Below are 14,041 nucleotides of genomic sequence, written 5' to 3' on the forward strand. Positions count from 1 at the left end.
TCCATACCGTAACCCGGAGAGCAGTCTATGGATAACGCAAAACTGTCAGTAAAAGAAAAGATCGGCTATGGGATGGGCGATGCAGGTTGCAACATCATCTTTGGCGCCATCATGTTGTTTGTTAATTATTTTTATACCGATATTTTTGGTCTGGCGCCTGCACTGGTCGGCGTACTGCTGCTGTCTGTCCGCGTAATTGATGCCGTAACGGATCCGATTATGGGGGCCATCGCCGACCGTACCCGCAGTAAATATGGCCGGTTTCGTCCATGGCTGCTGTGGATAGCCTTTCCCTATGCGCTGTTCAGCATCCTGATGTTCACCACACCAGAGTGGAGCTACAACAGCAAAGTTATCTATGCCTTCGTCACCTATTTCCTGCTCTCTTTAACCTATACGGCAATCAACATTCCTTATTGCTCGTTAGGCGGCGTGATTACCAACGATCCGCAGGAACGTGTTGCCTGCCAATCCTATCGCTTTGTGCTGGTAGGTATCGCCACGCTGCTGCTGTCGCTGACGCTGTTACCGATGGCCGACTGGTTTGGTGGCGACAACAAAGCCAAAGGCTACCAGATGGCAATGACCGTGCTGGCGCTGATTGGTACCGGTATGTTTCTGTTCTGCTTCTATACCGTTCGCGAGCGTGTACGCCCGGCGGTACAGACTCATGACGAGCTGAAAAACGACCTGAAAGACGTGTGGAAGAACGACCAGTGGGTGCGCATTCTGCTGCTAACCCTGTGCAACGTGTGCCCGGGCTTTATCCGCATGGCGGCCACGATGTACTACGTGACCTGGGTTATGGGCCAGAGTACTCATTTCGCCACGCTGTTTATCAGCCTGGGCGTGGTTGGCATGATGCTCGGCAGTATGCTGGCGAAAGTCCTCACCGACCGCTGGTGTAAGCTGAAAGTGTTCTTCTGGACCAACATCGTGCTGGCGATTTTCTCCTGCGCCTTCTATTTCTTCGATCCGAAAGCCACGGTCACCATTGTGGTGCTCTACTTCCTGCTGAACATCCTGCACCAGATCCCGTCTCCGCTGCACTGGTCGCTGATGGCCGACGTCGATGACTACGGTGAGTGGAAAACCGGTAAGCGCATCACCGGGATCAGCTTCTCCGGTAACATCTTCTTCCTCAAACTGGGGCTGGCGATTGCCGGTGCGATGGTTGGTTTCCTGCTCTCCTGGTACGGTTATGACGCGGGGGCGAAAGCGCAAAGTCCGGATGCCATCAACGGCATTGTATTGCTGTTTACCGTGATTCCGGGCGTCGGGTATCTCATTACCGCAGGCGTGGTACGCCTGCTGAAGGTTGACCGCGAAACGATGAAGCAGATCCAGGAAGACCTCGAGAAGCGTCGCAACAATTATCGCGAGCTGAATAATTATCAGGAACTCAAAGCCGCTGAGACGAAATAAGGAAAGCCGAATGCACACCTGGCCAAACCCGTTTATTGAACAACGTGCCGACCCCTATATTCTGCACCACGAGGGGCTGTACTACTTTATCGCCTCCGTGCCGCAGTACGACAGGCTCGAGATCCGCCGCGCCGACTCGCTGGAAGGACTACGCGATGCCGAAGAGGTCGTGGTCTGGCGTAAACCGGAGACCGGGCCGATGAGCCAGCTGATCTGGGCACCGGAACTGCACCACATTGACGGTAAGTGGTATATCTATTTTGCCGCCACCCATACCCAGGCGCTGGACAGCCTCGGGATGTTCCAGCACCGTATGTTTGCGCTGGAGTGTGCGGACCACGATCCCCTCACCGGGACGTGGATCGAGAAAGGCCAGATTACCACCCCGTTCGACACCTTCGCACTGGACGCCACCACGTTCGTCCATCAGGGAAAACGCTGGTATTTGTGGGCACAAAAAGCCCCGGATATCGCCGGAAACTCCAACCTCTATCTGTGCGAAATGGCGAATCCGTGGACGCTTAAAGGCGAGCCGGTGATGCTCAGTAAACCGGAGTATGACTGGGAATGCCGCGGATTTTGGGTCAACGAAGGTCCGGCAGTGCTGTTTCACGAAGATAAGCTGTTTATCAGCTACTCCGCCAGCGCCACGGATGAGAACTATTGCATGGGGTTACTGTGGATAGACATGAATGCCGATCCGCAAAATCCGGCGAACTGGCATAAAGCGTCGCGTCCGGTTTTCCGAACCAGCGTCGAGAATCGTCAGTTTGGGCCCGGGCATAACAGCTTTACGCAAACGCCGGAGGGAGAAGACGTGCTGGTCTACCACGCGCGAAACTACACCGAGATTGAAGGCGATCCGCTCTATGACCCGAATCGTCACACGCGTCTGAAACACGTGCGCTGGGACGAAAATGGGATGCCTGACTTTGGCATCCCGCCTGCTGATACGCTCTGACCGGTACGGCGCGCTGGCTTAGACCAGCGTGCCGTAAATGGTCAGCAACGCCACGACCACGACCACCACAAACGACGTTTTCTTCGCCATGGAGACAGCCGCTTTCGGCGTTTCAATCTTGTCGGTATGCGGCTCACGCGCCAGCGAGAACTGCGCCAGACGTGTTAACACCTGATACTGAGACGTGTGGCGGTCGGCAAGCGAAGCAAACCATGCCGGCAGCGCTTTTTCACCGTGGCCAATTAACGCATAAACGACGCCCACCAGACGTACCGGGAGCCAGTCCAGCACATGCAGAATGGCATCGATTCCCGACAATAAACGTTCATGCGGGGTAAGGTAACGGGCAAGCCAGGTCTGCCAGGCGCGCAGAAACGCATAGCCCATCAGCAGTACCGGCCCCCACGGGCCGCCCACCACAAACCAGAACAGCGGTGCCAGGTAGTAACGGAAGTTGATCCACAGCAGCGCATTTTGCAGTTCGCGCAAAAATTCACGCTCATCGCAATCCGGCGGCACGCCGTGGATCATCGTCAGCTCGCTCGCCATGGCGCCCCGCGCATGGGCATCGTCACGGGATGCGGCTTTCAGATAGGCGTGGTAGTGCATACGCACCTTGCCCGCGCCAATACAGAGCACGCCGAGCAGGATCCACACCACCAGCAGCGGCACGTTGAAAAAGAGGCCGTAAAGCGAACGCAGCAGTAAAAATGTTATAACCATCACGCCAGCGGTCATCAGCAGCGTGCGCAGCATGGAAAAATGTTTAATCCGGCGGAAAAGCACCTCCAGCCGGTGATCCAGATGCCAGTGCTCACCGAGTTTGAACAGGCGTTCAGCGATGATAACCACCAGCATGGTAAACAACGTCATGTTATCTCCTTATTCTGACGACGCGGTAAGCAAGGCGCGAAACCGGGGCCAGTCAAAAGCCGGGCCGGGATCGGTTTTTCTCGCCGGAGCAATATCGCTGTGTCCCGTAATATTCCCGGCTATCGCGGGATAGAGCCCGATCAGCGTTTGGGTTACAGCCACCAACTGTTGATACTGTGAATCGGTGTAGGGGGTGGTGTCAGTGCCTTCCAGCTCAATCCCGATGGAAAAATCATTGCAGCGGTCGCGTCCCTGGTACATCGACACGCCGGCATGCCAGGCACGCTTATCAAAAGGGACGTACTGAACCACTTCGCCGTCGCGACGGATCAGACAGTGAGCCGACACGCGCAGATGCGCAATCTCAGCAAAGAAAGGATGGGCATCAGGATCCAGGTTCCCCGTGAATAATGCGTCGATCCACGGGCCGCCAAACTCACCCGGCGGGAGACTGATATTATGAACAACCAGCAGTGTGGGCTTTTCATCCTCCGGGCGGCAGTCGTGGTGCGGCGAGGGCACATGCCGCGCATCCACCAGCCATCCGTTTTCTAACAACATGCTGGAATTCCTTATGTATGGTGCTGTTACTCGGTTCAGAGTAGCATGTTTCAATATTATGATTCGTTACCAATTTGGAGTTTTATCATGCCGCCTCGCCGTTACAACCCCGACAACCGACGTGAAGCGCTTCTGGAACGTATTAATATGGATATTCCGGCAAGCGTTGCCCATGCCCTGAAAGAAGATCTGGGCGGTGACGTCAGCGCCGACAGGGATATTACCGCACAATTATTGCCAAAAGAGACTCGCTCACATGCGGTCATTATTACGCGCGAAGAGGGTATTTTTTGCGGTAAGCGTTGGGTTGAAGAGGTCTTTACCCAACTGGCAGGCGATGAGGTGCAGATCACCTGGCATGTCGACGACGGTGATGCGATTACGGCAAATCAGCCGCTGTTCGAACTTGATGGACCTTCCCGTGTACTGCTGACCGGCGAACGAACCGCGCTGAACTTCGTGCAGACGTTGTCCGGTGTGGCAAGCGAAGTACGTCGCTACGTTGACCTGCTGGCGGGTACCCGCACGCAGTTGCTGGATACCCGCAAAACGCTACCGGGTCTGCGCACTGCGTTGAAATACGCGGTGCTCTGTGGCGGCGGTGCAAACCATCGTCTGGGGTTGTCTGACGCGTTCCTGATTAAAGAGAACCATATCATTGCCTCGGGATCCGTGCGTCAGGCGGTCGAAAAAGCCTTCTGGCTGCATCCGGATGTGCCCGTCGAAGTGGAAGTCGAAAACCTGGAGGAGCTGGAGCAGGCTATCAAGGCCGGCGCCGATATCATCATGCTTGATAACTTCGAAACCGAGCAGATGCGCGAGGCGGTAAAACTGACCAACGGCAAAGCCCAGCTTGAAGTATCCGGCAACGTGACGTTTGATACGATCCGTGAATTCGCCGAGACCGGCGTTGATTTTATCTCCGTTGGGGCGCTGACCAAGCACGTTCGCGCCCTCGACCTCTCGATGCGCTTCAAATAATGACCCTCCCCTCTCGTTGCGGAGAGGGGAAATTCACTCCCGCTCGCAAAACCATTGCCCTACCCTGCAACACGTCACGAATTCCCTGAAAGCCCCTTCACGTTCCTTTTTTTGCCCCTCGTTTCTGCGCTGTCTCACTGCCAGAGTAGCCCTACTTAACGTAAGGAGCAGACATGGACAGACAACAAGGATTCACACTCATTGAGCTGATGGTGGTGATCGGCATTATTGCCATTCTGAGCGCCATCGGCGTTCCCGCGTACCAGAACTACCTGCGAAAAGCAGCGTTGACCGATATGCTGCAAACCTTCATTCCCTACCGCACCGCCATTGAGCTTTGCGCCCTGGATCACGGCGGCGTGGAGAGCTGTGACGGAGGCAGTAATGGCATCCCGTCCCCCACCACTACCCGCTACGTTTCAGGCATGAACGTGGCGAAAGGCGTCGTGACCTTAACCGGCCAGGAGAGCCTTAACGGGCTGGAGGTGGTCATGACGCCACAATGGAATAATGGCAACGGCATGACGGGGTGGACGCGTGACTGCAACATCGGTACCGACAGCGCGCTCAAGCAGGCCTGTGAAGACGTTTTCCGCTTCGACACCCACTGAGGAGCGGATGATGAATACCGATCAGCTTGTCGCACTTTGTCTGCGTCACCATGCCCTTCTGCTGAGCAGCGATAGCGACATGATTAGCATTGCCGTCGTGCGAAACCCCGGCCCTGAACTGATGGAAGCCCTGCGTTTCGCTACCCAGAAACGGATTGATATCGAGTGCTGGAGCGCCGAGCGCATGGAAAAGCACCGGCAGTTAACCACACAAACGCATCTGCCCGTCGTTACGCCGACACACTCAGCGGTGGATATTCTTAACCACACGCTGCAGCAGGCGATAAACCAACGCGCTTCTGATATTCATATTGAACCGATGGAGCAGACTTGCCAGATTCGCCTGCGCATCGACGGCGTGCTTTGCCCGCAGCCCCCACTTTCAGCCGCGCTGGCCACCATGCTCAGCGCCCGGTTAAAAGTGCTGGGTAACCTCGATATTGCGGAGCGCCGCTTACCGCAGGACGGTCAGTTTACGATTGAGCTGGCAAACGAGCCGGTCTCATTTCGCATCGCCACGCTTCCCTGCAGCGGGGGTGAAAAAATTGTACTGCGCCTGCTGCATCAGGTTCAGCAATCTCTTGAGCCGGAAACGTTGGGGATGAATGCTAAACAGCTGGCCGGCTTTAGCGAAGTGCTCCACCAGCCGCAGGGGCTGATTCTGGTTACCGGCCCCACTGGCAGCGGTAAAACCGTGACGCTGTATAGCGCGCTGCAGGCTCGAAACACGCCGGATGTGAACATCTGCAGCGTGGAAGACCCGATAGAGATCCCGCTTGCAGGATTAAACCAGACGCAGATAAACCCGCGTGCGGGCCTCACCTTCCAGACGGTGCTGAGAGCGCTGCTACGTCAGGATCCTGACATCATTATGGTCGGCGAAATTCGTGATGGCGAAACGGCAGAGATTGCCATTAATGCCGCACAAACCGGGCATCTGGTGTTGTCGACGCTACACACCAACTCGACGGCGGAAACCCTGATCCGCCTGCAGCAGATGGGGGTGGCGCGATGGATGATCTCTTCCGCCCTCTCGCTGGTCATCGCCCAGCGGCTGGTGCGCCGTTTATGCCCCCATTGCCGCCAGGAAACCGACAAGCGGGCAGAACTGCCTCGCTCCGTTTGGCCCCGTCCGCTACCGCGCTGGCAACCCACCGGCTGTGAGCGCTGTTATCATGGTTTTTACGGTCGCGTCGCCATTTTTGAAGTGCTCGTCATTGACCAGACACTCCGGCAGGCCATTGCCAGCGGAGCGGGGTCAGAGGTGATTGAGGCCAGCGCCCGTCAGGCAGGAATGACATCCCTTTTCGAACATGGCTGTATGGCTGTTGAACAGGGACTGACCACGCTCGAAGAGTTGCTGCGTATCCTGGGAATGCCCGATGGCTGCTAATCACCTCTGGCGCTGGCATGCGCTATCCGTTGAAGGAGAGCCCCGAAGCGGGGCTCTGTGGGCAACTGACCGCAATGCGGCTTTCGACAGGCTGATGCGCAAAGCGCTGCATCCTCTGACAATCACCCGCTGCACGCAGAGGTATCGCTGGCGACCACATCACCGCTACGAGGTATTTCGCCAGCTCGCCACGCTTTTGCAGGCGGGCCTGACACTGTCTGACAGCCTGCAGATGCTGGCGGACCAGCATCCGATAACGCCCTGGCAGGCACTCCTGCAAAGCCTTGCCGATGAGCTGAGTGAAGGATGCCCTTTTTCTGAGGCGCTGAAGCGCTGGCCCGCGGTATTTAGCCCACTGTATGTGTCGATGGTGAAGACCGGCGAGCTAACCGGGAAGCTGGAGACGTGCTGCCGTGAACTTGCCCAGCAACAAAAATCACAGCAGCAACTCAGTGCGAAAGTGAAAAAGGCACTGCGTTACCCGATGATAATCCTGGCTCTGGCGGTACTCGTGGTGCTGGCCATGATCACTCTGGTCTTGCCCGAATTCGCCGCCATCTACAAAACGTTTAATACCCCGCTCCCGATGCTGACACAAATAGTCATGGGAATGGCAACGTTTATACAGTCCTATGCCCTCGTGCTGTTCGCGGGGCTACTCCTTCCTGTGAGCATCGCCTGGGCTTGGCGGCAGGATCCACGCTGGCAACACGTACTGCTGCATATCCCCGTCATGGGTGCACTGGCTAAAGGACAAAAGCTGGGGCAAATTTTTACCGTGCTGTCGCTCACGCAGCAGGCGGGCATCGCTTTTTTAAAGGGTCTGGAGAGTGCAGAAGAGACGGTTGAGAGCAGGTACTGGCAGGGGATACTCCGCGCCATCCGGGAAGACGTTGAAAAGGGTTATCCCCTTTGGGCATCCTTTCAAAAGGCGGCGGTTTTTACTCCGCTGTGTATTCAGCTATTACGAACCGGTGAAACGTCAGGTGCGCTCGATATCATGCTGGTAAACCTGGCGCGTCACCACACGGAGCAAACCTTTCAGTCAGCAGATAACCTGGCTGCCGTGCTGGAGCCTGTGCTGCTGATCGTGACGGGTGTGATTATCGGCACGCTGGTGGTGGCAATGTATCTGCCTATCTTCCATCTCGGCGATGCGATGAGTGCGGGATAACGCTGGCACACGGATGCGCGCCAGCTTACGCGATTACAGGCTATTGAAAACGCGGTTTTCCTGTTCCTGAACGCGGATAAAGGTCGTGCGTTTCGTCAACTCTTTCAGGCGGGATGCCCCCACATAGGTGCAGGCCGAACGCAGGCCACCAAGAATGTCACGTGCGGTATTCTCAACCGGGCCGCGCAGCGGCAGCTTCACGGTTTTGCCTTCTGCCGCACGGTATTTTGCAACGCCACCCACGTGACGGGTCATCGCCGATTCAGAGCTCATACCGTAGAACAGCATAAATTTCTCGCCGTTCTCTTCCACCACGGTACCGCCACTCTCTTCATGACCTGCCAGCATACCGCCAAGCATCACGAAGTCTGCTCCGCCGCCGAAAGCTTTCGCGACATCACCCGGGGTAGTACAACCACCGTCACTGATGATCTGGCCGCCCAGGCCGTGCGCAGCATCGGCACATTCAATAACCGCAGAAAGCTGCGGATAACCGACACCGGTTTTCACACGCGTGGTGCACACGGAACCCGGGCCAATGCCCACTTTGACGATATCTGCGCCAGAGAGGATCAGCTCCTCACACATCTCGCCGGTCACTACGTTACCCGCAATGATGGTTTTGTTCGGCCAGGCTTCACGCGCCTTGCTCACGAACTGCACGAAGTGTTCGGAATAACCATTCGCTACATCAATACAGACGAAGTTCAGCGCGGGGTTACTCTTGAGGATTTGTTTGGTCTTTTCGAAATCGGTATCTGAGGTTCCGGTAGAGACCATCACATGCTTCACGACCTCAGCAGAAGCGGATGCCACAAAGGCGTTCCACTCTTCAGGGCTGTAGTGTTTGTGAACTGCCGTGAGGATGTCGAACTGTGCCAGCGCGGTTGCCATCTCGAAGGTTCCCACGGTATCCATATTGGCAGCGATGATCGGCACGCCAGACCAGGTCTGACCGGAATGTTTAAAGGTGAATTGACGTTCGAGTTCAACGTCTGAGCGACTTTTCAGTGTAGAGCGTTTAGGGCGGATAAGAACGTCTTTGAAACCTAACTTCAGATCTTCTTCGATACGCATGTGCGGATTCCTGGGGTTAGAGGCAAATATGTTAAAAGCACAACTCCAGTGACGTTATCATACGCACTAATACCTGCTCCGCAAGACTGCGAAATTCTCTTTTTTTACGCTACAATCCTATAAATTTACCTGGTAAAAAGCCGGTAAAGAGAGCTAAACATTGGCTGGCACACGTTTGAATTTCAACCAACTGATTTTAATAATGAATAATTCCCAGGATTTGATTTAATGGGGTATACCGTCGCATTAACCGGCGGCATCGGTAGTGGCAAAAGTACCGTTGCGGACGCTTTCGCTCGCCTGGGTATCGCGATTATCGATGCCGATATCATTGCCCGTCAGGTGGTAGAACCGAATACACCCGCGTTAAAGGCCATTGAAGAACATTTTGGCCCGGCCATCATCAATGCGGACGGCACGCTAAATCGCCGGCAGCTTCGCGAATGCATTTTTTCCGATTCTGAGGAAAAGGTCTGGCTTAATGCCCTGCTCCACCCCATTATCCACCAGGAAACCCAGCGTCAGATTGCCGCCGCCCGCTCACCGTATGTGCTGTGGGTAGTTCCGTTGCTGGTAGAAAATCAGCTGCAGAAGAAAGCCGATCGGGTTCTGGTCATTGATGTCCTCCCCGAAACGCAAATCCAGCGAACCATGACGCGCGATCGCGTCTCGCGCGAACATGCCGAACAAATTCTTGCCGCTCAGGCCACGCGCGATCAGCGCCTGGCCGTTGCGGATGATGTTATTGATAATAACGGCGCACCAGATGCCATTGCATCGGATGTTGCCCGTCTGCACGCGCAGTATTTGACCTTCGCCGCGCAGGCCGTTGCACAGGAAAAACCATAATGTCGACTCACATCCTTTTTGAGCATCCGCTTAACGAAAAAATGCGTACCTGGCTGCGTATCGAATTTCTTATTCAACAACTCTCGCAACATCTGCCTGTCAACGATCACGCCACTGCGTTGCACTTCTTCCGCAATGTGGGCGACCTGCTGGATGTGATTGAGCGTGGAGATGTTCGCACCGAATTACTGAAAGAACTCGAGCGTCAGCAGCGTAAACTGCAGGCATGGGCGGAAGTCCCGGGTGTTGATCAAAGCCGTATCGATTCCCTGCGTCAGCAGTTAAAAAGCAGTAGCAGCACGTTAATGGCTGCCCCTCGCGTTGGCCAGTTTTTGCGTGAAGATCGCTTGATTGCCCTGGTACGCCAGCGCCTGAGTATTCCCGGTGGATGCTGCAGCTTTGACCTGCCGACGCTTCATATGTGGCTGCACATGCCGCAAACGCAGCGTGATGCGCAGGTGAATATCTGGCTGGAAAGCCTGGAGCCGATGCACCGGACGTTATCGCTGATCCTCGATCTTATCCGTAACTCTGCGCCGTTCCGCAAGCAGACCAGCCTGAACGGTTTTTACCAGGATAACGGGGACGATGCCGATCTGCTGCGACTGAACCTTTCGCTCGACGTGCAGCTTTACCCGCAAATTTCCGGGCATAAGAGCCGTTTTGCGATTCGCTTTATGCCGCTGGACAGTGAAAATGGCACCGTGCCGGAACGGCTCGATTTTGAACTGGCCTGTTGTTAAGGAGTGCCAATGTCTGACGTAACCATCGTAAACTGCCCAACCTGTGGCAAAAGTGTTGTCTGGGGCGAAGTGAGCCCATACCGCCCATTCTGCTGTAAACGCTGTCAGTTAATTGACCTGGGCGAATGGGCGGCGGAAGAGAAACGCATTCCGAGTGAAGGCACTCTTTCGGACAGCGATGACTGGAGTGAAGAACAGCAGTAAATTAAACGCCCTGCACTAACCGGGTAATCACAGGCTCATTTGCCGGCGGGAATTTGTCGGCATCGCTTGCCTGCAGTTCAACCCAGTTACCCGGTTGCCCCTCTTTGCCCCAGGGATCCCCCTCCCAGTTTTCCACCAGCCAGAACCAAAGTGTAATGTGACGATCGGGAAACTGGTATTCGAGCTTGTCAAACAGCGTTGCGCCAAGCGGGGTGATCCCCACTTCTTCCTGAAGCTCACGGATCAGCGCCTGTTCCGGCGTTTCGCCTGACTCGATTTTCCCGCCCGGAAACTCCCATTTGTTCGCCATATGGGCGTCGGCGGCGCGCTGGGTGATAAAGAACTGGTTTTGCGGGTTGCGAATAATCCCGATGGCAATTTGCAGTATTTTCATATTGTCGCTTCCATAAAAAAGGCGCAGATTTCTGCGCCTTTTTGTTTTGTTATGAATTTAGCTCAGACGACCGTGGCACGCCTTGTATTTTTTACCGGAACCACACGGGCACGGATCGTTGCGGCCAACTTTACGATCGCCAGTCTGGGCCGCGATCGCTGCCGCAGCTTCGCTCTCGTCAGTCTGGTGGCTCAGCTGCTGCATCTGTGCCAGACGCTCAGCTTCTTCACGGCGCTGTTGCTCCATTGCTTCCACTTCTTCCGGCATGCGTACCTGAACTTTGCTCAGGGTGCTGATCACTTCATACTTCAGTGACTCCAGCATGGACGCAAACATGGCGAAGGATTCACGCTTGTACTCCTGCTTCGGATCTTTCTGCGCGTAACCACGCAGGTGGATACCCTGACGCAGGTAGTCCATCGCCGCCAGGTGCTCTTTCCACAGGGAGTCCAGCGTTTGCAGCATCACGCCTTTTTCGAAGTGACGCATCATCTCAGCGCCAACGACTTCTTCCTTACGCTTGTATACGTCCAGCGCGGTTTCGAAAATACGTTCACGCAGGGTCTCTTCGTGCAGCTCAGGCTCTTTGTCCAGCCACTCTTTGATTGGCAGTTCGAGGTCGAAGTCGTTTTTCAGGCGTTCCTGCAGACCTTCGATATCCCACATTTCTTCCAGAGACTGCGGTGGAATATGCGCGTCGATAGTCGCTTTGAATACGTCTTCGCGAATGCTGTTGATGGTGTCGCTCACGTCGGACACATCCAGCAGTTCGTTACGCTGGGTATAGATGGCACGACGCTGGTCGTTGGCCACATCATCATATTCCAGCAGCTGCTTACGAATATCGAAGTTGCGGCTTTCCACTTTACGCTGGGCGTTAGCAATCGCTTTGGTGACCCACGGGTGTTCAATGGCTTCGCCAGGTTTCATACCCAGTTTACGCATCATGCCGGAAACACGGTCGGAGGCGAAAATACGCATCAGCGCATCTTCCATAGACAGGTAGAAGCGGGAAGAACCGGCATCGCCCTGACGACCCGCACGGCCGCGCAGCTGGTTATCGATACGACGAGATTCGTGACGTTCGGTACCAATGATATGCAAACCACCGGATGCCAGCACCGCGTCATGGCGTACCTGCCAGTCCGCTTTAATCTGAGCAATCTGCTCCGGCGTTGGGTTTTCCAGCTCGGCAATCTCTGCCTGCCAGCTACCACCCAGCATAATGTCGGTACCACGACCCGCCATGTTGGTGGCGATTGTTACCGCTGCCGGGTAACCCGCCTGCGCAACGATATCCGCCTCTTTGGCGTGGAATTTCGCGTTAAGAACGTTGTGTTTGATGCCCGCTTTGGTCAACTCATTGGAAACCACTTCGGATTTCTCGATGGAGATTGTCCCCACCAGCACCGGCTGGCCATTAGCGGTACGATCGCGAATATCTTCAATGATCGCCTGAATTTTTTCCGCTTCGGTCATGTACACCAGGTCCGGCATATCCTTACGGATCATTGGGCGGTTGGTTGGAACGACCACGGTATCCAGTTTGTAGATGGAGCTGAATTCAAATGCTTCGGTATCTGCAGTACCGGTCATCCCCGCCAGCTTCTCGTACAAACGGAAGTAGTTCTGGAAGGTAATAGAGGCCAGCGTCTGGTTTTCATTTTGAATATCAACGCCTTCTTTGGCCTCAACGGCCTGGTGCAGACCGTCAGACCAGCGACGTCCCTGCATGGTACGGCCGGTGTGCTCATCAACGATGATAACTTCACCGTCTTTCACGATGTAGTCGACATCACGGGTGAACAGCGCGTGGGCACGCAGCGCGGCAGTGACGTGGTGCATCAGCATAATGTTAGTCGGCGAGTACAGAGACTCGCCCTCTTCCATGATGCCTTCAGCCACCAGCAGCTCTTCAATTTTCACCAGACCGCGTTCGGTCAGGTTCACCTGGCGCGCTTTTTCATCGACAGAGAAGTGACCTTCACCCTGGAAGGTGTCGGAATCTTCTTTCTCCTGACGCAGCAGGTGCGGAATGATTTTATCGACTTTACGGTACATCTCGGAGCTGTCTTCGGCCGGGCCGGAGATGATCAGCGGGGTACGCGCTTCATCGATCAGGATGGAGTCCACCTCATCCACCAGCGCATAGTGCAATTTACGCTGCACGCGCTCTTCAGGGCTAAACGCCATGTTGTCACGCAGGTAGTCGAAGCCGTATTCGTTGTTGGTACCGTAGGTGATATCCGCGTTATAGGCTTCACGTTTGGCGGGTGCCGGCAGACCGGACATGTTGATGCCAACGGTCATGCCCAGGAATTCGAACAGGGGACGGTTGTTTTCGGCATCACGCTGTGCCAGATAGTCGTTGACGGTAACGACGTGAACGCCTTTACCGGTCAGTGCGTTCAGGTAGGCGGGCAACGTTGCGGTCAGGGTTTTACCTTCACCGGTACGCATTTCCGCGATGCAGCGCTCGTTAAGCACCATACCACCCAGCAGCTGAACGTCGAAGTGACGCATGCCAAACACACGTTTACTGGCCTCACGCACAACGGCGAAGGCTTCCGGGATCAGGCTTTCCAGCGTTTCGCCTTTTTCAAGACGTGCGCGGAATTCAACGGTTTTCGCTTTCAGCTCGTCATCAGAGAGCTTCTCCATCGCCGGCTCCATGCCATTGATGACGGTAACAGCTTTGCGCATACGGCGCAGGGTACGATCGTTACGACTACCAAAAACTTTTGTTAACAATTTGATTAGCATAATAAATTCTCAAACGCCCCAGGTTGGGCAGA

The 14,041-nt window shown here is 55.2% G+C and carries 14 protein-coding genes; 9 read left to right on the forward strand and 5 right to left on the reverse strand.

The features are described from left to right. The first annotated feature begins 27 nt into the window (after positions 1–27). A complete protein-coding gene (locus HV157_RS10385) occupies positions 28–1,425 on the forward strand; it encodes an MFS transporter (RefSeq protein ID WP_014168649.1) in 1,398 nt (465 codons plus the stop codon). 10 nt (positions 1,426–1,435) lie between these two features. Then, the gene (locus HV157_RS10390) at positions 1,436–2,386 is read left to right on the forward strand and encodes a family 43 glycosylhydrolase (protein WP_014168648.1); all 951 of its coding nucleotides are present in this window, start codon (positions 1,436–1,438) and stop codon (positions 2,384–2,386) included. An 18-nt stretch (positions 2,387–2,404) separates the two neighbouring features. Here HV157_RS10390 and ampE read toward each other — a convergent pair whose 3' ends face one another. Beyond that, on the reverse strand, positions 2,405–3,259 hold the full coding sequence (ampE, locus tag HV157_RS10395; protein WP_182268207.1) for a beta-lactamase regulator AmpE: 855 nt from the start codon (positions 3,257–3,259) through the stop codon (positions 2,405–2,407). A gap of 9 nt (positions 3,260–3,268) precedes the next feature. Beyond that, positions 3,269–3,820 carry a 1,6-anhydro-N-acetylmuramyl-L-alanine amidase AmpD gene (gene ampD, locus HV157_RS10400; RefSeq protein WP_020882585.1) on the reverse strand — a complete coding sequence of 184 codons (552 nt, stop codon included), beginning with the start codon at positions 3,818–3,820 and terminating at the stop codon, positions 3,269–3,271. Positions 3,821–3,907: 87 nt separating this feature from the next. On the opposite strand from ampD, the gene nadC reads away from it, so the two are divergent. The 4 genes from nadC to hofC all read left to right on the forward strand — a co-directional run bounded on the left by nadC (position 3,908) and on the right by hofC (position 7,979). Further along, positions 3,908–4,801 carry a carboxylating nicotinate-nucleotide diphosphorylase gene (gene nadC, locus HV157_RS10405; protein ID WP_020882584.1) on the forward strand — a complete coding sequence of 298 codons (894 nt, stop codon included), beginning with the start codon at positions 3,908–3,910 and terminating at the stop codon, positions 4,799–4,801. A 173-nt stretch (positions 4,802–4,974) separates the two neighbouring features. After that, complete coding sequence (gene ppdD, locus HV157_RS10410) at positions 4,975–5,412, forward strand: prepilin peptidase-dependent pilin (RefSeq protein WP_032681660.1); 438 nt, start codon at positions 4,975–4,977, stop codon at positions 5,410–5,412. Positions 5,413–5,422: 10 nt separating this feature from the next. Beyond that, entirely contained in the window at positions 5,423–6,805 is a 1,383-nt protein-coding gene (gene gspE / locus HV157_RS10415; RefSeq protein WP_182268206.1) for a type II secretion system protein GspE, read from the forward strand. Continuing rightward, positions 6,795–7,979: a protein transport protein HofC gene (gene hofC / locus HV157_RS10420; RefSeq protein WP_078774285.1), complete on the forward strand. Its 1,185-nt coding sequence runs from the start codon at positions 6,795–6,797 to the stop codon at positions 7,977–7,979. Before gspE ends, hofC begins: the two co-directional genes overlap by 11 nt. Positions 7,980–8,012: 33 nt before the next feature. On the opposite strand, the gene HV157_RS10425 is transcribed toward hofC, so the two are convergent. Continuing rightward, complete coding sequence (locus HV157_RS10425) at positions 8,013–9,056, reverse strand: GMP reductase (RefSeq protein WP_032679625.1); 1,044 nt, start codon at positions 9,054–9,056, stop codon at positions 8,013–8,015. A 228-nt stretch (positions 9,057–9,284) separates the two neighbouring features. Between HV157_RS10425 and coaE the strand changes: the two genes are divergently transcribed. From coaE to yacG, 3 genes are read left to right on the forward strand one after another with little or no spacing between them, the layout of a single operon-like run. After that, the gene (coaE, locus tag HV157_RS10430) at positions 9,285–9,905 is read left to right on the forward strand and encodes a dephospho-CoA kinase (protein WP_182268205.1); all 621 of its coding nucleotides are present in this window, start codon (positions 9,285–9,287) and stop codon (positions 9,903–9,905) included. Then, entirely contained in the window at positions 9,905–10,648 is a 744-nt protein-coding gene (zapD, locus tag HV157_RS10435; protein ID WP_014168639.1) for a cell division protein ZapD, read from the forward strand. The genes coaE and zapD overlap by 1 nt, the downstream gene beginning before the upstream one ends. 9 nt (positions 10,649–10,657) lie before the next feature. Further along, positions 10,658–10,852 (forward strand): DNA gyrase inhibitor YacG, encoded by a 195-nt coding sequence (gene yacG, locus HV157_RS10440; protein ID WP_020882580.1) that lies wholly within the window; start codon positions 10,658–10,660, stop codon positions 10,850–10,852. 1 nt (position 10,853) lies between these two features. On the opposite strand, the gene mutT is transcribed toward yacG, so the two are convergent. Both mutT and secA read right to left on the reverse strand, forming a co-directional pair. Further along, positions 10,854–11,246, reverse strand: coding sequence for an 8-oxo-dGTP diphosphatase MutT (gene mutT, locus HV157_RS10445; RefSeq protein WP_182268204.1), 393 nt, complete (start codon positions 11,244–11,246; stop codon positions 10,854–10,856). Between the two features lie 57 nt (positions 11,247–11,303). Continuing rightward, positions 11,304–14,009 (reverse strand): preprotein translocase subunit SecA, encoded by a 2,706-nt coding sequence (gene secA / locus HV157_RS10450; protein WP_014168636.1) that lies wholly within the window; start codon positions 14,007–14,009, stop codon positions 11,304–11,306. Between the last annotated feature and the right edge of the window lie 32 nt (positions 14,010–14,041).

It is taken from the genome of Enterobacter sp. RHBSTW-00318, from assembly GCF_014101375.1.
GTDB classification, from domain to species: domain Bacteria; phylum Pseudomonadota; class Gammaproteobacteria; order Enterobacterales; family Enterobacteriaceae; genus Enterobacter; species Enterobacter ludwigii.